Here is a 25,064-nt window from a genome sequence, read left to right as displayed (position 1 = left end):
GGATGATTCCTCTCCGGAGGCCCACCCATGCGCACGCTCACCACCCTCGTTCTCGCCGCCGCGCTCCTGCTCACCGCGCCTTTCGCCCACGCCCAGGGCGACCAGCCGCCAGCGCAAGGCCCCGCCCCCCAGATCCTGCCGCTCCCGCCCAACCCCAAGGTTTTCGACATCACCCGCGTTCGCGGCGGCGTCGACGTGCCCTACCTCGTCACCTTCCCGCCCGACTACCAGCCCGGCCCCCCCTACCCCGTGCTCATCTACTTCGGCGACGGCGAGCAGGACCGGGCCGCGGTGCTCAAGCAGCTCGAGCAGTGGGAGACCGAGGCCGCGAAGCGCAAGTGGGTGCTCGTCGGCATCGCCAAGCCCATCCTGGGCGTGGCGTCGCTGATGGCCCTGCCGCAGGACTCCTGGCAGGGCGTGCTCGAGGAGATCGGCCGCATCCTGTCCGCGGAGGGCGACGGCTACTACCTCGCGGGCACGGGTGAGGGCGGGCGGGCAGCGCTGTACCTGGGCGGGCTCATCCCGTCGAAGGTCCGCGCGGTCGCACCGATCAACGCCGGCGCCGATCCCGCCATGATGGGCGTGGTGCTGGGCCTGAAGGACACGCCCGTCAAGTTCATCCACCGCAACGACGACCAGCGCGTGCTGCAGGAGGTGCACCGCACGATGGAGGCGCTCCGCAAGGCCGGCTCACGCCGCGTGTACCCCTGCGACCTTGGCAACCACCCGAATGCCAGCTCGCAGCTCGTCTTCGGCTTCCTCCCGAAGCTGGTGCAGATGGAATCGGACGACGGGGAGAAAGAAAAGGTCTCGGCGGTTCTCGACGACCTCCACGACGCCGCGGCCAAGGCCGACGAGGCCCGCTACTTCTCTCTGTACGCCGAGGGCGCCGTCTTCCTCGGCACCGACGCCAAGGAGCGCTGGACCCTCGAAGAGTTCCGCGCCTTCGCCCACCCCTACTTCGCACGGGGCAAGGCGTGGACCTACACACCGGTTGAGGGCGGCCGATTCATCACCATCGAGGGCAAGGAGCGCGACGTCGCCTGGTTCGACGAAAAGCTGAGCAACGCCAAGCTCGGCCTCTGCCGCGGCAGCGGCGTGCTCATCAAGGTCAACGGCGAGTGGAAGGTCAAGCAGTACAACCTCACCATGCTCGTCCCCAACGAGCTTGCCGAGGAGGTCGCGAAAAAGTCCCGCGAGCAGGAACCGCAACCCTAAGGGAGCGGACAGCCGCGCTTCGCGGCTGTCCTGCCGACGACGCCGGGACTGAGCCGCTCAGGGCGAAGTCCCCGATTGGCGGCCAACACCGGTTCTGCAACACGCCCCGCGCACCAGCCGATACACACCCCATGCCTACGACCGCCACTCCCGCGCCAGCTGCAACCACCTTCACCTTCCAATCCTCCACCGACCCCCTCCTCCGCGCCCAGCCCTGGCGCCTCACCACTTCCCTCATCGCCCACGCCGACCAGAAACCCCGCGAGCGCGTGCTGCTCTACGCCATGGTCTTCGCGCTCGCCCCGCAGCGCTGCCTCGAGATCGGCGTCCGCTGGGGCGGCGGATCCCGCATCATCCACGCCGCGCTCAGCGACCTCTCCCACGGCCACCTCGTGTCCATCGACCCTGAGCCCGCCCTCGAGTTCGACTGGGCCGAGATCGCCGACCGCGCCACGCTCATCGTGGGCCGCTCGCCCGACGACATCCCCCGCTGCGTGCAGGCCGCGGGCGGCGCGTTCGACTTTGTCTTCATCGACGGCCTGCACACGCAGGACGCCGTGCACCAGGACCTCCGCGCCGTCGCCGACGCGACAACGCCCGGTGCGACCATCCTCCTCCACGACGCATACCACGCGCCCGTCCAGCGCGGCATCGACGCCGCCCTCACCGAGGGCCTGCCGTTCATGAACTGCGGCATGCTCGCCACCACCCGGAACGAGGGCGTCCGCGTTGAGACTGGGAGACCGCTCACCTTCGGCGGCGTCCGCATGCTGCGTCGCATGTAGCGTCACGACGCCGGGACTGAGCCGCTCTGGGCGAAGTCCCGGGTTCGGTCACCTAGTGCGCCGGTGCAATCGCGCCGGAGTCAAACCCACCACGGAGTTCCGCGGAGTAAACGGAGTCGCGCGGAGTTGAAGACAGCCAAGTCTCTTCTCCGCGCAACTCCGCCCCCTCCGCGCAACTCCGCGGTAGGCTTCCATTTTGGCACAGTTTGGTATATACTAGGGTTGGATGCCCCCGCCACCGGAGTTCAACCCGAAAGCCACCCGAACTCCCCTGGAGGGCGAGGAGCCGCTCTACCAGGACGCCCTCTCGCAGGGAAAAGTCCGCGGGCGTGGCGCTCAGCTCAACCCAGGCAACCGCTTCGAGTCCGTCCGCCTCCACGTGCTGGGCGAGCACCTCGACGAGCAGTGGCGCGAGCGCGAGGAGGAAACCGGTGACGGCGGGCGTGGGATTCAGATCAAGACCACGCCCCTCGACGACGACACCCGCACCATCATCAACCCCGTCGACTCGCCCGACATCTGCTTCAAGTGGACCGTCAACCCCTACCGCGGCTGCGAGCACGGCTGCATCTACTGCTACGCGCGCCCCGGCCACGAGTACCTCGGCCTCTCCAGCGGCCTGGACTTTGAGACCAGGATCTTCGCCAAGCCCCGCGCCCCCGAGCTGCTCCGCAAGGCCCTGAAACACCCCAGGTGGACCGGCGAGCCCATCGTAATGTCGGGCGTGACAGACTGCTACCAGCCCATGGAGCGCGAGCGCGAGATCACCCGCGCGTGCCTCAAGGTCTGCGCCGAGTTCCGCCAGCCCGTAGGCCTCATCACCAAGAACAAGCTGATCACCCGCGATCTCGACATCCTCAAAGAGATGAACGCGTGGGGCGGCGTGCACGCGGCCATCTCCATCACCAGCCTCGACAACGACCTCGCCCACAAGATGGAGCCCCGCGCCAGCTCCCCCAAGGCACGCCTCGAGGCGGTCGAGCAGCTCGCCAGCGCGGGCATCCCCGTGCGCGTCATGACCGCGCCCCTGCTCCCGGGCCTCAACGACCGGGAGGTGCCCGCCCTGCTCAAGGCCGCGGCCGACGCCGGCGCACAGGGCGCGGGCTACGTCATGCTCCGCCTCCCTTACCAGATCAAGGACCTGTTCCTCGACTGGCTACGCAGAGAGTTTCCGCAGAGGGCCGCGCACGTGGAGAGCCTCGTGCGCCAGATGCACGGCGGCGAGCTCTACTCCTCCACCTGGTTCAACCGCCAGCGCGGCACCGGACCCTTCGCCCAGCAGGTCGGCCAGACCTTCAAAGTCTTCGCCAAACGCTACGGCCTCGACAAGGACCTCCCCAAACTCAACACGACCGCCTTCCGAAAAGACGTGGCCGAGGGCGGGCAGATGCAGCTGTTCTAAGAGGAGGAGGAACACAGAGGCCACAAAGGAGAACAGAGGAACAGAGGGTGAAAAAGCCGGATCAAGGAATCGAACTGTTTGCGACTGCAACACCAAGTCTCCTCTCTGTGCGCTCCGTCTCACCTCCGTCCCCTCCGTGTTCTGCCTTTCTCCCCGCACGCGTGGGTGTACCCTTGCGGCATGCACGACTACGCCCACCCCGAGGTCCTCGTCAGCACCAGCTGGGTGCGTGACAACCTGAGCAACCCCAAGGTCAAGCTTGCCGAGATCGACGTTGACACCAAGCAGTACGACGTCGGCCACATCCCCGGCGCTATCGGCTGGAACTGGCAGACGCAGCTGCAGGACCAGCTCAGCCGCGACATCATCGACGCCAGCACCTTCGAGCGGCTGATGTCCGAGAGCGGGATCGAACCGAAGGACACGGTCGTGCTCTACGGCGACAACAACAACTGGTTCGCCGCGTACGGCCTTTGGCTGCTCAAGTACTACGGGCACGAGGACGTCCGCCTGATGAACGGCGGGCGCAGCAAGTGGCTGGCAGAAGAGGACAAGCCCTTCACCAACGAGAAGCCCACGCCGAAGAAGACCACGTACAAGATCGTGCAGACCCACCCCGAGGTCCGCGCCCGTATCGCCGAGGTCATCCAGAACGTCAACGGCAGTTCCGCCAATCTGATCGATGTTCGCTCCCCCGACGAGTTCTCCGGCAAGGTCATCGCCCCGCCCGGCATGACCGAGACCGCCCAGCGCGGCGGCCACATCCCCGGCGCCAAGAGCGTCCCATGGAGCAAGGCCGTGAACCAGGACGGCACTTTCAAGAGCGCCCAGGAGCTCGCGCAGCTCTACCTCAAGGAGGCTGGCGTGCAGGAGGGCAAGCCGACCATCGCCTACTGCCGCATCGGCGAACGCTCCAGCCACTCGTGGTTTGTGCTCAAGTATCTGCTGGGCCTCCCCGACGTCAAGAACTACGACGGCTCCTGGACCGAGTACGGCAACCTGGTGGGCGTGCCGATTGAGAAGAGTGTGTAACAGCGTCGTAATCTTGCCCATGCCCTTCGCCTCCACCACCATCGCCGACTTCCTGAAGCAGACCGCCGCCAAGACCCCCACGCCCGGCGGCGGCGCGGTGGCGTCAGCGGTGGGGGCCCTCAGCGCCGCCCTCGCGCAGATGGTCGTCTCCTACTCGCTGGGCAAGAAGAACCTCGCCGACCACCAGCCGCGCCTGACCGAGGCCGCGCTCATTCTGGAGCGCGCTCGCGCGGTGCTGCTCGAACTTGCCGAGGAGGACGCCGCCGCGTACGGCCTCGTCAACGAGCTGCAGAAGCTGCCCGAGGGTGACCCCCGGCGCGCCCAGCTCCCCGCCGCCAACGCCGCGTCCGTGCAGGTGCCGCTGGCGGTCATGGCCGCGTGTGTCGACCTGCTGCGGCTCTTCGTGACCCTCGCCCCCATCACCAACCGCCAGCTCCGCAGCGACCTCGCGATCGCCGCAATCCTGGCGGAAGCCACGGCCCGCGGCAGCCGCTGGAATGTCGAGGTCAACCTCGCGTTCCTCAATGACGACGCCGAGAAGGCCCGTTCGGTCAAGCTCGTGGGCACGCTGCTCCCGGAAGCCGCCCGTCTCGCCGCAGAGGCCGAAAAAGCCTGCAGCTGACTTGGCTCTCCCCCTTCCTCCTCTGCGAAACTCCGCCTCCTCCGCCAACTCCGCGGTAGATGCCTTTCCCGCGTTCCCGCCGCTTTCGCGTACAATGCCCGCAAATGGCTGACGCAGCAATTGTGGAGCGAATCAAGACGATCATGCGCCGGGACCTCAAGCTCGGCGACGGGGTTGATATCCAGCCCGACACCCCCCTGGTGGGCGGCGACTTCGACCTCGACTCGCTCGACGTGCTGTTGCTGGTCACCAGCATCGAGAAGGAGTTCGGCATCAAGATCGCCGACGGCCAGATCGGTCGCGAGGCGTTCAAGGACGTGCAGACGCTCGCGGGGTTCGTGCAGGCCGCGAAGGCTTCGTGAAGGATGATGAGGCAGGCTGACATGGACGACGTGCTCGAACGCCTGCCCCACCGGCCGCCCTTCCGCTTCCTCACGCGGGTGGTGAGCCTCTCCGCCGGTGAGCGTGGCGAAGCCCTCTGGCAGCTCCGCGGCGACGAGCCCTTCTTCGCAGGTCACTTTCCCGATGATCCCATCGTTCCCGGCGTGCTCATCAGCGAGGCCCTCGCCCAGCTGAGCGGCCTCGTCGGCCTGCACGGCACGGGCGTGACCGCCGGCCGCCTCGTTCACGTGGACATGCGCTACGACGGCACCGCCCGCCCGCCCGCCGAGATCGTGCTCCGTAGTGCGCTCACCCGCACCATGGGCCCGCTGCGCCAGTTTGACGTAACGGCGCACGTCGGCGACAGCCGCATCGCCCGCGGCACGCTCGCCCTCGCGGGGGTGGCGTCATGAGCCGCCGTTTGCCTGCAGCTGTTCTCGCAGTCGCCCTCGGCGCGCACGCGCTCGCTCAGGCCCCGTCGCAGCCGCAGCCGACCACTACGACCCGGCCGACCCAGGGGACCAACCCGGTTCAGCCCGGCACGGCACCCGTTAGCTCCTTTGACAAGAAGCTCGAAGAGCTCGACGCCACGGTCACCAAGATCGAGGACCTCACCGCCGACTTCGAGCAGGAGAAGCGCACGCCGCTGCTGAAAAAGCCGCTCGTCTCCAGCGGCACCGTCAAGGTCAAGGGCTCCACCACCCGCTGGGACACGTTGAAACCGCGTCCGACCGCGATGACCATCGACGCCAGCGAGCTCAAGATCTACTACCCCGAGCAGAAGACCGTCGAGGTCTACCCCGTCGCCGGCGGCATGGCCGAACTCGCGGCCTCGCCCCTGCCCCGCAACAAGACCGTCCGCGAGCACTTCACCATCGCCGAAGTTCCCGCGAAGGACATCGACGCGAACGCAAAGGACGGCGAGCTCGGCCTCGCGCTCACGCCCATCAAGGACACGCTGAAGGAGCACGTGGCCCAGGTCCGCGTGATCATCGACGGCACTACCGGCATCGGGCGCCTGGTCGAGATCACCGACGCCGACGGCGAGGTCACCGTCATGCGTTTCAGCAACGTCAAGACCAACACCGGCCTCAAAGACGAGGACGTCACGCTCAAGACGCCTGAGCGAACGACCATCTCCCGCCCGCTCCAGGGTGAAGCGCCCAAACCCGCCGATCCTTCCACGCAGCCGCCGCAGGAGCGCGAGAAGGAGCCGAAGAAGTGACGGTCGCCGGCGGCATTGCGGATGATCCAGCCCCGCTTGCGCGGGAGGCTCCGCGCCAGCACATGCCCGTATCGAAGGAGCGGAGCACCCAGGAGTCGCCGCGCACTCGCGATGACGCAACGCCCCGCCGCGGAGCGGCGGGCCACCCAGGGCCCCTCCTCCGCCTCCGCGAGTCCGCCGCGGCCTTCTGGATCCGCCTCCTCGCCCACTTCGCCGCCCGGGCCCCGTGGTTCGTCGACCTCGTCAAGCCCATTTTCGTGCACGGCACCTGGCTCGCCTCCATCTCCATCCGGCGCGGCACCACCGCTAATGCCCGCCGCATCCTCGGCGAATCCTCCTCGCGACCCGAGCGCGTGCGCCTCGGCAAGGCCGTGCTCGCCAACTTCTACGAGTTCTTCGCGGAGGTCGGCCGCAACTCCCGCCGCACGCAGAAGGAGATGCTCGTCGAGGTCGAGTCGATCATCGGCCACGAGAAGCTGCTCGCCGCCCGCGCCGCCGGGCGCGGCGCCGTGATCGCCGTCGCCCACATGGGCTCCTACGAGGTCGCCGCCGCGGCCCTCAAGGAGTACGAGCCCCACATCAACGTCGTCTTCAAGCGCGAGCCCATCGGCGCCTACGAGCGCCTCCGCCAGGAGCTCCACCTCCGCCTGGGCGTGAACGAAACGCCCGTGGACGAAGGCATGGGGATTTGGTTCCACCTGCGCAACCGCCTCCAGGCCAACGACGTCGTCCTCATCCAGGCCGACCGCGTCATGCCCGGGCAGCGCGGCGTGCGCCTCCCCTTCCTCGGCGGCACGCTTGAGGTCCCCACCGGCCCCGTCAAGCTCGCGATGGCCGCGGGCTCGCCGATCATTCCTGTCTTCGCGCTCCGCGTTGGCCGCCGCAAGGTCCGCATCATCATCGAGGACCCCATCATCGCAGAGGGCGGCCTGCGCGAGGCCGGGCCCGGCGCCCCGCCGCACCCGGCGCTCGTCGAACTGACCAACCTCATTGCGCGTTATGTCGAGAAGCACCCCGACCAGTGGCTGCTCCTCAGCCCCGCGTTCGTGGAGGACCAGGCCGCCGCCCGCACCGGGCAAACGCAGGAGCGTGCGTGAGCAAGCGGATCGTCATCACGGGCGCGGGTCTCGTCACCTGCCTGGGCCGCACCTGCGCCGAGACATGGTCGGGCGTGCTGGAGAAACGCCGCGCCTTCAACTCGATGCCCGCGCTCGAGCAGCCGATCCCCGCTGGCCAGACCGGCGGCCAGGCCGTGGACCTGCCGGCAGACTTCATGCCAGGCGCCGTCCGCGAGGTGCGCTACCTGCGCTGGGCCATCGACGACGCCCTGCGCCATTCGCGCATCAGCCCCGCCAGCCTCACCCCGGCGCGCACCGGCGTCATCCTCGGCACCACGCTCCACGGCATCCGCCAGGGGGGCGCCTACCTCCGGAGCGGCGACCACCGCCCGCTGCGGCACTTCCTGGGCGGCAGCATCCTCGCCGACGTGCTTGAGGGTCTGCCGATCAGCGGCCCCGCGCTCACCACCTGCTCCGCATGCTCCTCGGGCCTTGCGAGCATCGCGATGGGCATGACCCTGCTCCGCGCCGGCCTGCTCGACGTCGTCATCGCCGGCGGCTACGACCCGGTGAGCGAGTACGTGTACGCCGGCTTCAACAGCCTGCGCCTCGTGGCCAGCGGCGACCTCCGCCCCTTCTGCAAGGGGCGCGACGGCATGAAGCTCGCCGAGGGCTACTCCATCGTCGTGCTTGAGCGCGCCGACGACGCGCACGCCCGTCACGCCGAGCCGCTCGCGGAGCTCCTGGGCTATGGCGAGAGCAGCGACGCCCATCACCTCACTCAGCCGCACCCCGAGGGCGAGGGCGCCGCCCGCGCCGCCAATGCCGCGCTCACCATGGCCCGCGTGTCGAACAACCTCGACGCCCGCGCCATCGGCCTCTGCTCCGCCCACGCCACCGCTACCCCCAACAACGACGCGGCCGAGTTCGCCGCGATGCAGAGGGTCCTCGGCGACCACCTCAGCACTACCGGCGTCGTCGCGTTCAAGAGCCACGTGGGCCACACGCTCGGGGCCGCGGGCGCGACCGAGCTCATCCTCTCCATCACCGCCATGCGCGAGCAGCGCATCCCGCCCACCGCGGCCGTCACGCCCGATGCCCTCGAGTTCCCCGTGCGCGTTGAGTGCGGAGCCGCGCGGGAGGCGGCCATCGCCGCGACGATGAACATGTCGCTGGGCTTCGGCGGCGCGAACACCTGCATGATCGCGTCTCTGGGTCCCCCGCCTTTGGGTACCCCGCCGCTCCGCGGCGGCTCTTCCAGCGATCCGCGCACACAGCAACCCTACCTCCGCCCAGTGCTCATCACCGGCGTCGGCGTCGTCGCTCCCGGTGTCATCGGGAACGATGCGCTTTCCGCCCGCCTCGCGCTCAACGAAGAGGCCGCCGCGGAGCGGCGGGGTACCCACGAGACCCAGATACCCCTCACCGCCGATCCCGGCCACCTCACCGACGAAGCCCTCGCCCACCTCCTGAACGCCCGGCGCGTCCGCCGCATGAGCGAGTACGAGAAGATCACCCTCGCCGCCACCGCCGAGGCCTTCCGCGACGCGTCCATCACCGACACGCCCGCGTTCGGCGAGACCGCCAGCGCCATCCTCGGCTCCATGCTCGGCTCCACCAGCTTCAGCGAGAGCTACTACCGCCAGATCGTCAATGAAGGCATCGCCGCCGCCAACCCCATGCTCTTCGCCGAGGGCGTGCCCAACGCCGCGGCCGCGCAGCTCTCCATGGTCTTCGGTGTCAAGGGCGGCTGCCAGACCGTGATCGGCACGCGCACCAGCGGCCTCGAGGCCCTCTGGCTCGCCGCGGTGCGCATCGCCACCGGCGAGTGGGAGCGCGCCATCGTCAGCGCGGGCGAGGAGCACCACACCCTCGCCAACGAGATCTGGCGGCAGTGGGGCTACAAGGCCGGGCCCGGCTTCGTCGGCAGCGCCCGCGCCGAGCGGGGCTTCTTCACCGCCAGCGGCGCCGCCGCCATCATCCTCGAGAGCGAGCCCTCCGCCCTCGCCCGCAATGTCACGCCCCGCGCCACGATCGATGCCCGCGCCGGCGGAGCCGCCTGCGCCCGCACCGTCGCGGCCATGACCACCGCCTGCGAGCGCCTGGTGTCCTCACTGGGCTCGATCGAAGCCCTCATCACCTCCAGCTGCGGCACCTGGCTCGACCGCGTCGAGCACGCGGCCATCGAGCGCGCCGCCCGCCGCCCACCACCTTCACCAGAATCACACACACGCCCGTGCCTCAGCGGCCGCCGCCGCTTCGCTCACGTGGGCAGCATCGAGGGCTACCTGCCCGAGCTCCTCAGCGCCGGCCCGCTGGCCGCGTTGGCGGGTGTGCTGCTCACCAGGCACGCCCCGCCCCGGCTGTTCGGGGGAGTGACCGGCCCGGCGCCCGTCCGCAGCTTCGGGCTGCTCGCCACCGACTTCGCCGGCGCCGCGGCCGCGGTTCGGGTCGCGATTGGGGATCGCTAGGCGTTTGCGTGTGAAGTGCCCCTCACCGCGGTATGCTTGCGGCCAGTGACAGCGGCCCTCGCACAACCCGTGCCTCATGAAGCGCTTGCAGCCGACGTCGTCGCCCCGCCCGCGTGGGTGACCCGTCTCGTCGGCGAGCTGCCGCACGCCGACCTGCACGACCGCGCGCCTGTCGCCATCGAGCGCGATGGCATCGCGCTCGTCAGTGTGCGCGTGCCGAACCTGCGCGAACTGCAAGAGCCTGGGGTGGCCGCGCACGTGAGCGCCGCCTACCGCGCCCTGTTCACCCGACTGAAAGTCTGCCACGCCCACCACCCGGTGCGCTTCTGGAACCACATCCCCGGCCTGCACGACCGCGTCGCGCCGGGCCTTGACCGCTACATGGCGTTCAACGCCGGCCGCTTCTCCGCGATGCAGGAGTGGTTCGGCGGCGTGGACCAGGTGCGCCGCTGCGTCGCCTGCGCCAGCGGCATCGGCCACAGCGGCGACGACCTCGTGATCCACTGCCTCGCCGCCACCAAGCCCGGCACGCCGGTGGAGAACCCGCGCCAGGTGCCCGCGTACCTCTACTCCCGCCGCTTCGGCCCCACGCCCCCGTGCTTCGCCCGCGCGACGATCGCCGAGCTGCGCAGCGAGCGCGTGCTCCTCGTCGCCGGCACCGCCAGCATCCGCGGCGAAGAGTCCGTCCACATCGGCGACCTCGAGTCCCAGGTCCACGAAACCCTCATCAACCTCCGCGCCGTCATCGCCCGCGGCTGCGGCTGCCCCGAAACCGCGGCCCTCGACCGCCTCCGCGAGGTCCGCGTCTACTGCCCCCGCGCCGTTGACGAGGCCCTGATGCGCGACGCCTGCGCCCGCGAGTTCCGCCACGTGGCAAAGGTCGAGGTCCTCCGCGCCGACCTCTGCCGCTCCGAGCTGCTGGTGGAGGTCGAGGGAGTCGCCGCCGTCCAGTAGAAACCAGTAGGAACCGCGACCGTAAGGGAGCGGCTGGCCATCCCAAGCGGCCGCTCACCGCGCAGCTTCAATCCCGCCAACACCACAGACGCCCACACCCGTCATCGCAACGCGAGCAGTCCCATGACCACCACCCATTCCACATCCGACACCATCTACGACGCCATCGTCATCGGCGGCGGCCCCGCGGGCGCCACCGCCGCGCTCCAGATGCGCCGCGAGGGCCTCACCGTCCTCGTGCTCGACCGCGCCCAGCACCCGCGCTTCCACATCGGCGAGAGCTTCCTCCCCCGCATGATGGCCCTGCTCAAGGAGCTCGGCCTCGAGGAGCGGCTCAGCAAGCTTCCGCAGGTGGAAAAGTGGGGGGCCGAGTTCGCGTGGGCCGAGGAGCCCGAGAAGTCCATGCACTTCCGCTTCGACGGCGGCCTCCCCGGCGTGGGGTGCACCTACGCCTTCAACATCGAGCGCGCCGTGTTCGACAACATGCTGCTGCGGGCCGCGCAGGATGAGGGCGCGGTCGTCCGCGAGAACGTCACGGTCAAGGACGTCCCCGTCATGCGCGACGGCGAGGTCGAGGTAGAAACCAGCGCCGGCCGCGTCAAGGGCAGGTGGCTCATCGACGCCAGCGGCCAGGGCTCGTTCCTGGGCAAGCTGCTCAAGACCCGCAAGGTCATCGAGGGCCACCGCAAGATCGCCTTCTTCGGCCACTTCAAAAACGTGGACCGCAAGCCCATGCCGGTGGGCGGCTACCCGACCATCGTGATGTACAAAGAGGGCTGGTTCTGGATGATCCCGATCAACTCGGAGGTCGTCAGCATCGGCATGGTGATGGACGCCGATGAGGCCAAGAAGCTGCCCGTCAAGCACGATCAGGCCCTTCTTTGGGCCGTCGCCCGCGTGCCCCACATCGCCAACCAGCTCAAGAACGCCGAACTGCCCAAAGACAACCACATCCTCGCCGACTTCAGCTACCGCTGCGAGCCCTTCGCGGGCAACGGCTACTTCCTCGTCGGCGACGCGGCCGTGTTCGTCGACCCCATCTTCTCCACCGGCGCCTGCATGGGCATGATGGGCGGCGTCCGCGTCGGCCAGACCGTCGCCAAGCTGGTCCGCGGCGCGAAGAACGTGGACCAGCTCAAGAAGAGCTACTGCGGCTACGTGCACAACAGCAGCAAGTACTTCTTCAACATGATCCGCATGTACCACCACCAGAACTTCCGCGAGCTGTTCATGGAGGGGCAGGGGCCGCTCCAGGTGCACCGCGCCGTGATCAGCCTGCTCGCGGGCAACGTCTTCCCGCCCGCCCCGCCCTGGAGCATCCGCTGGCGCATGTGGTACTTCCGCGCTTGCGTGTGGGCCCAGAAGCACGTCGCCCTGGGGCCCAAGCGCCCCACGTGGTCGATCTTCGATGCGCCCGAGCCCGGGCCCCTGCCGGGCATGCACGCGCGTGCAGAGGTCAAGCCGCACCGCGAAACCGCGGGGGCGGTGTGAGCGCCCCGCGTCCTGATGGCGCGCACCCGATGGAGCTCTTCGCCCGCCTCGCCCGCCACGCGCTCGAGCGCCCCGACGCAATCGCCGCGCGCGAGGTCGGCCTGAACTCGAGCGCGAACACCAACTACGCGCAGCTCGCGCAGCAGGTCGGCGGTGTGGCCCACGCGCTCCGCCAGCGCACCAAGCCGGGCGACGTCGTCATCCTCATCTGCGGCAACCGCGTCGAGTACTTCACCGCCTGCCTGGGCATCTGGGCCGCGGGGTGCGTCGCCTTCCCGATGCACCCGTCGGTTGCGAAAGAGGTCCCCGCCGCCGCCGCCGGCACCAACGCAAAGCTCATCCTCAACGGGTGCCCGGCCCCGTGCTCGGGCCATGCGCCTACGACGGGCAGCAGCAGGTGCAACGAGCTCGACCTCTACACCTTCCTCTCGACCACCACCCCAGCACCCATTCGCGCGAACGCGGGCGCACTCGCCGGCCTCATGCTCCAAAGCTCCGGGACCACGGGCCTGCCCAAGATCGTCCACCGCCCCGCCTCAGCGATCGACGCCGTCGCCCGCAACGTCGCCGACGCCACCGGCCTCACGCCCAACGACCGTGTCTTTGCCGCCGCGCCGATCTGCCACGCCTACGGCATCGAGAACGGCTTCCTCGCGCCCCTCTGGGCCGGCGCGTGCGTCCACCTCTGCGACGGCCTGGACCTCCCCGTCGCCCTCCGCGAGTTCGCCGCCGACAACCCGCAGGGCAGCACCGTTTTCCCGGGCGTTCCCTTCATGTTCGAGGTGCTCGCCAAGACTGAGGGTCGGCCCGAAACGGCGCTGCGCCTCGCCTATTCCGCCGGCGGCATGCTCCCACCCGCCGTCGCCGAGGCCTTCGCCCATCGCTTCGGCCGGCGCGTCGGCCAGCTCTACGGCGCTTCTGAACTCGGCTCCGTCACCTTCAACCACCCCGACCACCCCGCCCCCGACCCCCTCAGCGTTGGCCAGCCCATGCACGGCGTGAGCATCCGCATCCTCGACCCCGATGCAATCAACACGTGCCACCGAGATGTCCTCATCTCGGTGGAGTCTTCCGCGGTTGCGTCAGGTCAGGAAGGCATCGTGGCGATCAAAGCCCCCTCCATGATGCACACCTACGTCGGCGAAGAGCCCCCCTTTATCGACGGCCACTTCCTCACCGGCGACCTCGGCCGCCTCGACGAGCACAACAACCTCACCATCACCGGGCGCCTCAAGCAGCTCATCGACATCGGCGGCATGAAGGTCAACCCCGCCGAGGTCGAAGCCGTGCTCAGCGCCCACCCCGGCGTGCGAGAGTGCGCCGTCGTCGGCGTGCCCGTCACGCCCACCGTCTCGCGCCTGAAGGCCGTCGTCGTCCCCGTCAACGGCAACCTTGACGAGGCCGACCTCCGCCGCTTCGCCCGCGAGCGCCTGCCCGGCCACAAGGTCCCGCGCCTCTTCCAAACGCGCGAAGCCCTGCCGCGCACCCCGGCGGGCAAGGTGCTCCGCGCCCAACTGGAGTCCGAGGCGTGACCCACTCACTTATGCGCCACACCCTCACCACGCTCGCGGCCATCGCGCTCGCCGCCCTCACCGCGTGCTCGAAACCCTACGTCCGCCCCTACGACTGGCGCAGCGAGCAGGCCGCCGTCGAGACCCTGGCCGCCCGCGCCGAGTCCATCCGCAGCATCCAGGCCGCGTGCGCACTCACCCTTACTGACCCCCGGGGCGAGACCGTCAACTTCGACGGCGCCCTCGTCTTCGAGCTCAAGGACAACCAGCCGCGCCTGCGCCTCCGCACCTGGAAGCTCGGCCAGGCCGTGTTCGACGCCACCGTCCGCGAGGACGGCGTCTGGCTCATGACCTCCGAGCAGGCCGCGCAGCGCATGCCCGCCGACGGCCTTCAGCGCGCCCGCCCCGAGCAGATCGCCCAGGCCATCTCCCTGCTCACCGGCGACTTCTTCCGCGACCCGCGCCTGGTCCTCACCACCACGCCCGAGCTCACTGCCACCCGCCCCATCGACTCCGGCACTATCGTCGCCACCATCGACCGCGCCACCCTCACCGTCATCAAGTACTCCATCCGCGACGAGCACAACCGCGAGCGCCAGGCCCTCCATCTCGACACCTACCGCGAGCTCGGCCCCAACGCGACACCCTTCCCCCTCCGCATCCGCGCCGTCGGCGAGCACGGCTCCGCTGAGGTCCGCCTCCAGGACGTCGAGCTCAACGGCCCCATCCAACCCGCGGCCTTCACCCCCCCGCGCCGGGCGGTGAAGCAGTGATACACGGCCAGCGCGGCGCACGCTCCGCCACACGCTGGGAGCGCTGGCTCCTCGCCCCCGTCCACCACCCCCGCGCCACGCTCGCGATCACCGTTCTCCTCATGCTCCTCGCCGCCGCGGCCATCACCCGCGTTCGCGCCAGCGGCTCCGCCGCCGACCTCCTCGGCACCGACAAGCCCTCCGTCGTCGCCCTCCAGAAAGTCCTTGATCACTTCCCCACCGCCGACGAGCTCCTCGTCCTCGCCACACTCGATCACCCGCCCGGCACCGAGGACGAAGCGGCCGCCCAGCTCCTCACCTTTGCCCGCGCGCTCGAGACCAAAGTCCAGGCCCACACCGCCGCGCACACTCAAACCAGCAACAGGGACCAGACCTTCGGCAAGGTCACCTACGCCGCCAGCCCCCAGTTCATGCAGTTCATCCAGCAGGAGGCCGTGCCCGCCGGCCTGCTCTACCTCAGCGACGCCGAGCTCGCCGCCCTCCGTGAGCGCCTCACGCTCCCCGCCATGCAGGCCCAGCTCGCGCAGAACGAGGCCATGCTCTCGGCACCCGGCCCCGCCGCCAGCGCCCTCGCCAAGCAGCTCATCAAGGACCCCCTCCGCCTGCGCGAGTTCCTCGGCGACCGCCTCGCCCACTCCCGCGCCGGCTTCCGCACCTGGCGCAACCAGCCCGAGTTCATCTCGCAGGACGCCCGCAGCATCCTGATCCGCATCGCCGGCACCCGCTCCCCCAGCGACCTCGACTTCTGCAAGCGCATCGTCGCGGAAACCAACCAGCTCCTCGCCTCCACCCCGCACGAGGGCCTCACCGTCGAGCTCTCCGGCGCCTACGCCATCGCCGCCGCCAGCGAGCAGGCCATCCGCCGCGACCTCACCAGCAACGTTATCTGGTCCGTCGTCCTCCTCCAGATTGTCTTCCTCATCGGTTTCCGCAACCTCTTCAGCTTCCCCCTCGCCTTCCTCCCCAACGCCGCGGCCCTGCTCCTGGCCTTCGGCCTCTTCGCCCTCATCAGCCCCGTCCTCACCCCGCTCACCGCCGCCGTCGCCGCCACCCTCATCGCCTGCGGCATCGACCTCTCCGTCTACCTCATCTCCTTCTACGAAGAGCGCCGCCAACTCGGCATGTCCCCCGCCGACGCCGCGCTCGCCTCCGTCCGCGACCTGGCCATGCCCCTTACCGCCGCCAGCACCACCACCGTGGTCGGCTTCGCGGCCATCGCCTTCTCCAGCATCCAGGCCCTCCGCGACTTCGCCATCCTCGGCTCCATCGGCCTGGTTCTCTCCCTCTTCGCCACCGTCTGGATCCTCCCCGCCCTCCTCCGCCTCACCTCGCGCACGTCCAGCCCCCGCGCCACCGGCCCGCGCATCCACCTCACCCCCCTCGTCACCGCCCTCGACCGCCGCGCCCGCCCCATGCTCTGGGCCTGCGCGCTCCTCATGCTCGCGGCCCTCACCATCACCATCCTCCGCGGCCTGCCGACGTTCGAGACCAACCTCAACGTCATGCACCCGCAGCCCAACCGCCCGCTGGAGACCGAGCACGAGATCGCCCGCCGCTTCGGCGGCGGCGACACGATGATCATCTACACCGAGGCCGACACGCCCGACACACTCGTCTCCACCACCCACCGCGTGCACCGCGCCCTCGCCCCTGCAGAAACACGCGAGCAGGGCCACATCACCGCCGTCACCGGGCTTGCATCGCTCCTCCCGGACCCTGCGCGTGCCGCGACCTCAACCAGCTTCGACATCGACCAGACGATCGCCGCGTTCCGCGCCGCCGTCGCCTCTTCCAGCTTTACCTCCGAGGCATTCGCCGACTTCGAGACCTTCCTCCGCCGCTTCCTCGCCCCGCAGAGCCCGCCCACCATCGCCACCCTCAACAACTACCCCGACCTCCGCGACCTCGTCCTCGCCCGCAACTCCGACCCGCGCACAAAACCCGCCGCCATCACCCTCGTCTCCATCCACAACCCCACCAACGACGCCCGCACCCGCGACGCCGCGGCCGCCACCCTCCGCGACGCCATCGCCGACATCCCCGGCGCCGTCGTCACCGGCATGGCCGTCGTCGGCCACGACGTCGAGCACGCCGTCCGTCACGACCTCCCCCGCTTCATGCTCGCCGCCACCGCCGCCGTGGTCGCTCTGCTCCTCCTCTGCCTGCGCTCCCTCAAGTACACCCTGCTCTCCCTTATTCCCCTGCTCTTCGGCGGCGCCGTCCTCCTCGCAGTCATGGCCATGACCGACGAGCGCCTCAACCTCGCCAACGCCATGGCCGTGCCGCTGCTGCTCGGTATCGGCGTTGATTACGGCATCTTCCTCGCCGTCCTCGCGCAGAAAAGCGAGCACGCTAACGAGACCCGCGCTCAGCTCGTCACCCGCTTCAAGGCCAGCTTCCACGCCATCGCCCACACCGCCGTCACCTCGTTCATCGGCTTCGGCACGCTCATCCTCACCACCACCCCCGCCGTGCAGTCGCTGGGGCGCGTGGTGGCGATCGGGGTCGCCGCGTGCCTCGCGGGCGCGTTCCTCCTCCTCGCGCCGCTGCTCCTCATCCTCGCCGGCCGGCGCAGCAAACACCCCGCCTCGCCCGATCACCCGCTCCCCAACCACGCCGCACCAGCTGACCACCCGGTGAGCACCCCTCACCAGCACACCTGACCCCAGCTTCACGCGCGGGTCATCCCCTGCTGGTCTCAGCGTGCACCCTTCCATGCCGACCGACAACCCGGCCGGAGGGACCACGCGTGAAGATCCTGCACTACGTCCCCCGCACCGACCTCCGCGACGGCGGCGTCCCCCGCTTCGTCCTCGACATCGCCCGCGTTCTCAGTGCCCACGGGCACTGCTCCACCATCCTCGCCGACGACACCACGGACACCCCCGCCTCCTGGCTCGTCGACGACACACGCCCCAGCGAACCCCCGCACGACCACCGCCTCCCCCGCGTCATCTCCCTCGGCAAGCCCGGAATCGCCGACCACTTCTTCACCCCCGAGGCGATGGACCGCGTCCGCGAAGAGCTCAGCCAGGCCGACGTCCTGCACCTGCACTGCCTCTGGGCCACCACCTGCATGCAGCTCGCCGCACAGGCCCGCGACATGGGCGTGCCCTACATCATCAGCCTCCACGGCATGCTCGACGACTGGTCCATGGCCCAGCGCTACCTCAAGAAGCGCGTCTACCTCTCCCTCGGCGGCCGCTACTTCCTCGAGAAGGCCTGGCGCATCCACTGCACCGCCACCGCCGAGGCCGAGCAGGCCCGCCGCTGGCTCCCCATGGGCAGCACCGTCGTCATCCCCTACCTCATCGACCTCGAGCTCTACCGCGAGCTGCCCGGCCCCGACGCCGCGCACGCCCGGTTCCCCTTCCTCAACGAAGACAAGCCCACCATCCTCTTCCTCTCCCGCCTGCACTACAAGAAAAACCCCGAAGCCCTCCTCGAAGCCGCGGCCATGCTCGCCCGCAGCGGCCACGACTTCAATCTCGCGATCGCCGGCACCGGTGAGTCCGAGTACGTCGACTCCCTCCGCCGCAAAGCCGAGTCGCTCAACATCGCCAAACGCACGCACTTCGTCGGCCACGTGGGAGGTGTCGAGAAAACCTCGCTCTACCAGGCGTGCGACCTCTTCGTGCTCCCCACCAGCCAGGAAAACCTCGGCCTGGTGCTCATCGAGTCCATGGCGTGCGGCACGCTCGTCGTCACCACCAAAGGCGTCGACATCTGGCGCGACATCCAGGGCAGCGGCGGCGCGGCCATCGTCGAGCCCACCGCCGAAGGCCTCTGCGGTGAGCTCGCCAGCCTCCTCCAGCAGCCCCGCATCCTCGACCGCATGGGCCAGAAGGCCCGCACCTGGGCCCTCCGCCAGTTCGACGAGCACCGCCTCATCGCCCGCTTCGAGGAGCTCTACGGCCAGGCCGCCGCCCGCACCGCCACCCTCCGCATGACCCGCCTCGAACCCCCCGGCGACCTGCGTGCCTCCGCCTGATGACCCACCCCGGCCAGTATCATGGTCCCATGCCCCACCTCAACCTGGCCACCTTCCTCGGCTCTGCCGCGCCATCCATCGACATCATCGACGTCGGCGCGATGATTCTCGCCGGTGCGACCAACGAGTACCAGCCGCTGGTGCAGCAGGGCGTCGGGCATGTTGTTGGGTTTGAGCCCATCCCCGAGGAGTGCGAAAAGCTCAACCGCACCTGCGGCAAGAACCAGCGGTTCCTCCCCTACTTCATCGGCGACGGCAACAGCGCCGAGTTCAAGCAGTGCACCGCGCCTTTCACCTCCAGCCTCCTCGAACCCAACCTTCCGCTGCTCCGCCGCTTCAATCAGCTGGAGGAGATCACGACTCCGATCAAGCGGTCCAGCGTCAACACCCGCCGCCTTGATGACATCCCGGAGATCACTGGCATGGACCTGCTCAAAATCGATGTGCAGGGGGCCGAGCTCGATGTCCTCAGGGGCGGCGAACGGCTGCTCAAGAACGCTGTCGTCGTGCAGACAGAGGTCGAGTTCCTCCCCATGTACATCAGTCAGCCCCTGTTCGCGGACATTGACGCCGAGCTGCGCCGCCAGGGCTTCTGCATCCACATCATGGGCGAGGGGCAGGGCCGCTGCTTCAAACCGCTCGCCCCGGCCGGCGATCCCGGCAGGCGCATCAACCAGGTCATGTGGGCGGACGCGGTATACATCAAAGACTTCATGCGATTCCGTGACCTCTCGCCCGAGCAGCTCCTGAAACTCGCGGTCATCGTGAACGACTGCTACCACTCCCACGACCTTGCCGCCTACGCGCTCCAGCACTACGACGCCCGCACCGGGAAGGGCCTCTGGCCCCTGTTCATGCGCCGCCTTCTGGGCCAGGCGCCGCCCCCGCCCCCCCCGCTGGACGACGCCCCCTGAAACCCGCGCGTGCGTTGACCCACCAAGTACACTGAGCACTCCGGGAGCCGCCATGCACCGCGTCATCATGAGCCTGATCGTCACCGTCGCCCTTGCCGCAGCTCCCGCCGCTCTCGCGCAATCGCCCGCACCGCAGGAAACCCGCCCCGGCAACCCCGCCCCCCTCAGCGGCCCCAAGGTCACCGACAAGACCACCCGCCCCACCATCGCCGCCCGCGACCTCGACGGCAAGGTCCGCCGCCCCGAGACCTCCCCCGAAGAAGCCGCGGCCAAGCTCCTCAGCCTCGACAAGGACGCCCGCGCCAAGGTCGATGCGGTATTCGCCAAGCGCGCCCGCACCCTCGAGAAGTTCATCGAAGAGAACCTCGACCTCATGTCTCGCCTCATCACCGCCGAGAGCGCCACCGGGCGCGAGAAGTTTGCGCTGTTCGCCGAGACCCTCGAGAAGAGCAAGGCCCTCCGCGAGGACGGCCCGCTCGACCAGCAGGTCCGCGCCGCCCTGCCCGAGAAAGACCGCAAGCACTTCGACCGCCTGCTCAGGGAGTACTGGGACGCGATCGCCGCGGAGGACAAGCAGACGCCCAGGGACATGGGCAAGCCCAAGGGCCGCGTGGGCGCGGTAATCGACGAGAAGTTCAAGAGCCTGGGCCGCGAGATCGAGGCCGCGTACAGGCGCTGTGAGCGCAGCGGCACGCTGCTCTACCACTACCTCTTCGACTCCATCGAGGTCACCCCCGAGCAGGAGAAGCAGCTCCGCAAGCTCTGCAGCAGCTACGCCGTCGGCGGCATCGACAACAAGGACAAGAAGGCCCAGGGCGTGATGCTGGCCAACCTCATGCAGATCCTCACCAAGGAGCAGGGCCAGCAGCTCGCCGCCAAGTTCAAGGGCGGCGGCGCCCCCAAGTACGAGAAGCGCAAGAAGGCCGACAAGCCCGAGAAGGCCGAGGACCCTGCCTCGATGCCCTGATGCCTCTTGCCTGGATGCCTTCTCACCCGCCCCCTCTTCTAATCCGCACAACTGACCCCCCGCGGCGTCCTGCTGTTAGTCTGCCCACGCCCATGCCAACCCCGCCCATACAGCCCCAGCAAGGCCAGCCCCCTGGCTCCAAGCCCTGCGCCCGCTGCCGCAAACCCATCAACACCGCCGCCAAGGACCCCTTCCACAGCCTTTACTGCTCCCAGTGCGCCGCGGCCCTCACCGCCGCCGTGCAGCGCCTCCGCAAGCCGACCGACCCGCCGGTCACCGCGCCCGCCGCGCCGAACCCCACCCCCGTCCACGACACCCCGCGCGCCCCCGTCCGCCGCGCCCACGAGCCCCCGCCCATCCCCCTCGCACAAGACGCCTTGCTGGTCACCGAGGACCACGGCCCCGGCCGCGTCCGCACCGTCCCGCCCCCCGCGCCGGCCAACGCCGGCTTGGTCCCCGACCTTTCCGTCTCACCGCCCGACCCCACCGTCAAGCTCGAGAAGCGCATTTGCCTTAACTGCTCGCAGACGGTGAACAAGCACGAGCCCATCTGCGCCTTCTGCGGCTACGACGTCCGAAACGGCATCCCCAAGAAGCTCACCGAGCAGGAGGGCGAGGCCCCCAAGTGCCGCAACTGCGGCTATGAGCTCACGGGCCTCACGAAGCCGATCTGCCCCGAGTGCGGCACCAAGGTGAGCCTCACCCGCCGCTCGGGCGCCTACGCCGCGACCTCGCGCGAGGTTACGAAGTGGGCCTACCTCAAGCCTGTGATCATGCTCGCGATCGGGTTGGGCGGCGTGTTCCTCGTCGACCTCCTCCGCCACCCCGGCTGGGAGTGGCCGCTCTTCCGCATCATCGACCTCGCCGTGACGATCCCAGCGATGATGGCCGTGTACATCGCGTGCGCAATCGCGTGGATCGGCTTCGACATGCCCCTGCACCTCGTTGCGCTGCGCATCTCGGGCGCGTACGCGGTCGCGAACCTCATCTACACGGTGCTCAGCTTCCTGCCCGTCCCGATCGTCCCGATGGGCTTCGCGTCGATCGCCTACGTCTGGATGCTCCACGAAGACCTCGACATGGAACTCCCCGACGCCGTGATCGTCGCCGTGCTCTCCTTCGGCACCAGAGCCATCCTCTACATCACTCTCGGTGCATGGATCGCCGGAAAGCTCGGTATTTTCCTGTAGCAAACAAAGAGGAATCTCTCGCGGAGACGCGGAGACGCGGAGGGAGAGAGCCGGTCGATCGTGCTGTTAGACTCGCGATCATGCAAACGCTCACTCGCGCGCAGTATGACCAGATCAGCGGTGCCATACTGGAAGTTTCCGTCGACGTTCATCGCAGGCTCGGGCCCGGGCTGCTTGAGTCGGTGTACGAGGCGGTCCTGGCGCACGAACTCCGCAAGCGCGGCTTCGAAGTAGCGGTGCAGACTGCCGTCCCTGTCATATGGGATGATGTCCGTCTTGAAGTGGGCTTCCGAGCGGACCTTATCGTCAACGACGCCGGGCTCATTGAGCTCAAGAGCGTCGAGACGATCGCGCCCGTGCACAAAAAGCAGACGCTCACCTACTTGAAGCTGCTCGATTGCCGCCTCGGTCTCCTGATCAACTTCGGCGCCGACCTCATCAAAGACGGTCTCACCAGGATCGCCAACCAACTAGAAGGCCGCTGACCAGACCTGGTATCTTGTCTCCCCTCCGCGTCTCTCCGTCTTCGCGAGCAACTCTCTTCCTTACCGCTACCCCCAGCCACTCGCGCCGCAGTCTCCAGCGAGACATCCGCAGTGTACCACTTCGCCCCGGACCTCTTCAATGGCGGTCTCACCAGAAGTGCGAATCAACTCGGAGGCCGCTGACCCCCCGGTGCATCCTGTCTCCCCTCCGCGTCTCCGCGTCTCCGCGAGAAACTCTCTTTGCCTTCGCTACCCCGCACCCACAACCAGCGCCGAGTTCTTCGCCCCAAATGCCAGGCAGTTGATCAGCGCCACCCTTGCCGAAGTCTCCCGCGAGACATTCGCCGTGTACTCCAGGTCACACTCCGGGTCCCGCTCCTCCAGGTTGATGGTCGGCACCACGAACGGCGCACCCCCATCCGCGCCGCACAACCCCGCGAGCGTCGCGACCATCGCCGCCAGCCCCGACGCCCCCTGCGGGTGCCCGATCGCTCCCTTGACGCTGTGCCCCGCCAGCCGTCGCGCGTGGTCGCCGAACGCGCTCTTCACCGCCTGTGTCTCCACCGCATCGTTCATCTGTGTGCTCGTGCCGTGGTAGTGCACGACCTCGATGTCATCCATCCCGAGCCCCGCGTCGGCCACCGCCAGCCGCATCGCTCGCACGCTCTCCGCCATCTCGGGGTCCGGCCGCACGCGGTGGTACGCGTCGCACGTCGCCCCGTACCCGTGCACGTGCCCCAGCGCCCGCACCTCGCGCCGGCGCGCCGTCCCCGGACGCTCCAGCACTACCGCCCATGCGCCCTCGCCAAGCACGAACCCATCGCGCGTGCGGTCAAACGGGCGCGACGCCGTGTGTGCGCGCGCAGGCTCGCCGCGCCAGTCGCGCGTCGAAATCACCCGCAGCAGTTCCATCCCCCACAAGGTCTCCCACCGCACGTGCGCATCGGCGCCCACCACGATCCACGTGTCCGGCGTCCCCGGCCGCTCCGACCGCAGCTGGTCCAGCGCCAGCCCCACGGCGTCGGACGACGACGCACACCCCGTGCTCAAGCACAGCGACGGTCCCCGCAGGCCCAGCGCGATCGACAACTCACCCGCAAGGTTCCCGTGCGTCGCGTTGGTGATCGTCCACAGGCTCGGGCGTTTCCCCTGGTGCCCCGCCTCCGCCTGGTTCAGAGTGAAGTCGATCCCGCCCGCGCCCGTCCCCAGGATCAGCCCCACCGTCCGCGAGAACTCGGGGTCCGCCCCGTGCCCAACCGGCAGGCGGGCCTGCGCCACCGCCTCCCGCGCCGCCGCCAAGGCCATCGGCACCAGCCGCGGCACCCGCGCCAGCTCCGCCTCCGCCATCACCGCCGCTGGATCAAAGTCCGCGCACTCCGCCGCCACCGAGCTCTTGATCCGTTCGTCACTGAACCGCAGCAGCCGAACGCCCGATCGGGACTCGCGCAGCCCCTGCGCGAAGGCCGGCAGACCAACGCCGATCGGCGTGACCGCGCCCATGCCCGTGATGGCCGCGCTGCGAGTGCTCGCCATGAGGCTCCCGTGCTCCCCCTCCAGTCAATGTACACGTCGCACGCTCCCCTGGTGTGGTTGAGAAAAACGGCCGATTGCAGCACGTGCGCGGAAAGTGCCGCCTTTGGTGGTTTTCCCGAAAAAACGGGTTAGTTTCCCAGTGAGCGGCTTCCCACCCGGGACTTGGCCTCGCGCAGGGTTTGGTGTGTGCGCCCAACCCGACCGCTGTGGCTACGCGCGCTCCGCCCGATGACCGGGCCGGAGTTGCGGGCTAAGAGAGTGGAGAGTGTCATGGTCATTCGCAGCATCATCATCGCGGCCGGGCTCGCCCTCGCCGCTGCCCCCACCCTCGCGGGCATCACGCCCTACGAGGGCGGCTACGGCCCTCGCGCCGCCAGCCGGGCCGTGCTCGCCGGCGACGCCGCCAGCATGAGCCTGGTCATGATCGACGCCAACGACAACTCCATCGCCGTTAACATGGGCGGGCACGTCAACGTCACCCGCGGCGCCAGCTTCACCAGCCTGGGCAACAACCGCAACGGCGGCGGCCAGATCCTCGGCTCCTGGGACGAGGTCGTCCAGGGCAACGACCTCTACATCAACGCCATCTTCAAGACCTCCGACGGCTCCATGTTCATGCCGCCCACCGCCACGGTGAACGGCAGTCCCGCCTTCTTCTGGAAGTGGCAGTTCGGCACCACGGAGGCCGTCAACTACATGCCTTGGGTCGAGTCCGTCGGCCTCACCAGCGCCCGCATCTTCTTCTCCGACAACGGCGGCCAGTCCTTCAGCAGCTTCAGCAACATCTCCGGCCTCAACGGCAGCTTCATGGCCGGTCGCGACAACGGCAACTACCTCGCCACCATCGGCGACGGCACCAACTACATCCTCCTCCAGTACCGCATCACCCCCGTGCCCGCCCCCGCTGGCGCCGCGGCCCTCGCTGGCGCCGCCCTCCTTGCCACCCGCCGCCGCCGCCGCTGATCGCACAACCACGTCCCACCACTGACGCCGTTGGCCCGGAACGCCGCGGCGTTTTTCATTGGGTACCCCGCCGCTCCGCGGCGGCTCTTCCATGGGCC

General features: G+C 69.1%; 22 protein-coding genes. 21 read left to right on the top strand and 1 reads right to left on the bottom strand.

What is annotated here, in order from left to right; all coding sequences use genetic code 11:
- The first annotated feature begins 27 nt into the window (after window positions 1-27).
- The 20 genes from VD997_06285 (at window position 28) to VD997_06190 (ending at window position 22,470) form a co-directional block, all read left to right on the top strand.
- Window positions 28-1,218: a nuclear transport factor 2 family protein gene (locus tag VD997_06285; protein HYE61584.1), complete on the top strand. Its 1,191-nt coding sequence runs from the start codon at window positions 28-30 to the stop codon at window positions 1,216-1,218.
- Between the two features lie 131 nt (window positions 1,219-1,349).
- The gene (locus tag VD997_06280; GenBank protein ID HYE61583.1) at window positions 1,350-2,003 is read left to right on the top strand and encodes a class I SAM-dependent methyltransferase; all 654 of its coding nucleotides are present in this window, start codon (window positions 1,350-1,352) and stop codon (window positions 2,001-2,003) included.
- Between the two features lie 226 nt (window positions 2,004-2,229).
- The gene (locus tag VD997_06275; GenBank protein ID HYE61582.1) at window positions 2,230-3,405 is read left to right on the top strand and encodes a PA0069 family radical SAM protein; all 1,176 of its coding nucleotides are present in this window, start codon (window positions 2,230-2,232) and stop codon (window positions 3,403-3,405) included.
- A 180-nt stretch (window positions 3,406-3,585) separates the two neighbouring features.
- Window positions 3,586-4,437, top strand: a complete 852-nt coding sequence (locus VD997_06270; protein ID HYE61581.1) for a sulfurtransferase — start codon at window positions 3,586-3,588, stop codon at window positions 4,435-4,437.
- A gap of 19 nt (window positions 4,438-4,456) precedes the next feature.
- Window positions 4,457-5,059 (top strand): cyclodeaminase/cyclohydrolase family protein, encoded by a 603-nt coding sequence (locus VD997_06265; protein ID HYE61580.1) that lies wholly within the window; start codon window positions 4,457-4,459, stop codon window positions 5,057-5,059.
- Window positions 5,060-5,163: 104 nt separating this feature from the next.
- On the top strand, window positions 5,164-5,421 hold the full coding sequence (locus tag VD997_06260) for a phosphopantetheine-binding protein (protein ID HYE61579.1): 258 nt from the start codon (window positions 5,164-5,166) through the stop codon (window positions 5,419-5,421).
- 3 nt (window positions 5,422-5,424) lie between these two features.
- Window positions 5,425-5,853, top strand: a complete 429-nt coding sequence (locus tag VD997_06255) for a 3-hydroxyacyl-ACP dehydratase FabZ family protein (protein HYE61578.1) — start codon at window positions 5,425-5,427, stop codon at window positions 5,851-5,853.
- 8 nt (window positions 5,854-5,861) lie between these two features.
- Window positions 5,862-6,665 (top strand): outer membrane lipoprotein carrier protein LolA, encoded by an 804-nt coding sequence (locus tag VD997_06250; GenBank protein ID HYE61577.1) that lies wholly within the window; start codon window positions 5,862-5,864, stop codon window positions 6,663-6,665.
- 62 nt (window positions 6,666-6,727) lie between these two features.
- Window positions 6,728-7,762 (top strand): lysophospholipid acyltransferase family protein, encoded by a 1,035-nt coding sequence (locus VD997_06245; GenBank protein HYE61576.1) that lies wholly within the window; start codon window positions 6,728-6,730, stop codon window positions 7,760-7,762.
- The gene (locus VD997_06240) at window positions 7,759-10,194 is read left to right on the top strand and encodes a beta-ketoacyl-[acyl-carrier-protein] synthase family protein (protein HYE61575.1); all 2,436 of its coding nucleotides are present in this window, start codon (window positions 7,759-7,761) and stop codon (window positions 10,192-10,194) included. Before VD997_06245 ends, VD997_06240 begins: the two co-directional genes overlap by 4 nt.
- Before the next feature lie 45 nt (window positions 10,195-10,239).
- On the top strand, window positions 10,240-11,148 hold the full coding sequence (locus VD997_06235; GenBank protein HYE61574.1) for a hypothetical protein: 909 nt from the start codon (window positions 10,240-10,242) through the stop codon (window positions 11,146-11,148).
- Window positions 11,149-11,271: 123 nt separating this feature from the next.
- Window positions 11,272-12,639, top strand: a complete 1,368-nt coding sequence (locus tag VD997_06230; GenBank protein HYE61573.1) for a tryptophan 7-halogenase — start codon at window positions 11,272-11,274, stop codon at window positions 12,637-12,639.
- Window positions 12,636-14,171 carry a class I adenylate-forming enzyme family protein gene (locus VD997_06225; protein HYE61572.1) on the top strand — a complete coding sequence of 512 codons (1,536 nt, stop codon included), beginning with the start codon at window positions 12,636-12,638 and terminating at the stop codon, window positions 14,169-14,171. The genes VD997_06230 and VD997_06225 overlap by 4 nt, the downstream gene beginning before the upstream one ends.
- Window positions 14,168-14,923 (top strand): hypothetical protein, encoded by a 756-nt coding sequence (locus VD997_06220; protein HYE61571.1) that lies wholly within the window; start codon window positions 14,168-14,170, stop codon window positions 14,921-14,923. The genes VD997_06225 and VD997_06220 overlap by 4 nt, the downstream gene beginning before the upstream one ends.
- On the top strand, window positions 14,920-17,586 hold the full coding sequence (locus tag VD997_06215; protein HYE61570.1) for an MMPL family transporter: 2,667 nt from the start codon (window positions 14,920-14,922) through the stop codon (window positions 17,584-17,586). Before VD997_06220 ends, VD997_06215 begins: the two co-directional genes overlap by 4 nt.
- An 86-nt stretch (window positions 17,587-17,672) precedes the next feature.
- Complete coding sequence (locus tag VD997_06210; protein ID HYE61569.1) at window positions 17,673-18,914, top strand: glycosyltransferase; 1,242 nt, start codon at window positions 17,673-17,675, stop codon at window positions 18,912-18,914.
- Window positions 18,915-18,943: 29 nt separating this feature from the next.
- Window positions 18,944-19,828: an FkbM family methyltransferase gene (locus VD997_06205; protein HYE61568.1), complete on the top strand. Its 885-nt coding sequence runs from the start codon at window positions 18,944-18,946 to the stop codon at window positions 19,826-19,828.
- A gap of 52 nt (window positions 19,829-19,880) precedes the next feature.
- Complete coding sequence (locus VD997_06200; GenBank protein ID HYE61567.1) at window positions 19,881-20,795, top strand: hypothetical protein; 915 nt, start codon at window positions 19,881-19,883, stop codon at window positions 20,793-20,795.
- Between the two features lie 92 nt (window positions 20,796-20,887).
- On the top strand, window positions 20,888-21,985 hold the full coding sequence (locus VD997_06195) for a hypothetical protein (GenBank protein ID HYE61566.1): 1,098 nt from the start codon (window positions 20,888-20,890) through the stop codon (window positions 21,983-21,985).
- Between the two features lie 80 nt (window positions 21,986-22,065).
- Complete coding sequence (locus VD997_06190; GenBank protein HYE61565.1) at window positions 22,066-22,470, top strand: GxxExxY protein; 405 nt, start codon at window positions 22,066-22,068, stop codon at window positions 22,468-22,470.
- 249 nt (window positions 22,471-22,719) lie between these two features.
- Here the strand turns inward: VD997_06190 and VD997_06185 are convergent, their stop codons facing one another.
- Window positions 22,720-24,003, bottom strand: a complete 1,284-nt coding sequence (locus VD997_06185; protein HYE61564.1) for a beta-ketoacyl-[acyl-carrier-protein] synthase family protein — start codon at window positions 24,001-24,003, stop codon at window positions 22,720-22,722.
- Window positions 24,004-24,273: 270 nt separating this feature from the next.
- On the opposite strand from VD997_06185, the gene VD997_06180 reads away from it, so the two are divergent.
- Window positions 24,274-24,966: a hypothetical protein gene (locus tag VD997_06180; GenBank protein ID HYE61563.1), complete on the top strand. Its 693-nt coding sequence runs from the start codon at window positions 24,274-24,276 to the stop codon at window positions 24,964-24,966.
- Window positions 24,967-25,064 lie beyond the last annotated feature (98 nt).

It is taken from the genome of Phycisphaerales bacterium, from assembly GCA_035627955.1.
In the GTDB taxonomy this organism is placed as follows: domain Bacteria; phylum Planctomycetota; class Phycisphaerae; order Phycisphaerales; family UBA1924; genus JAEYTB01.
Note: the sequence above shows the minus strand (reverse complement) of the source record. Positions and strands in the feature narration are given on the sequence as shown.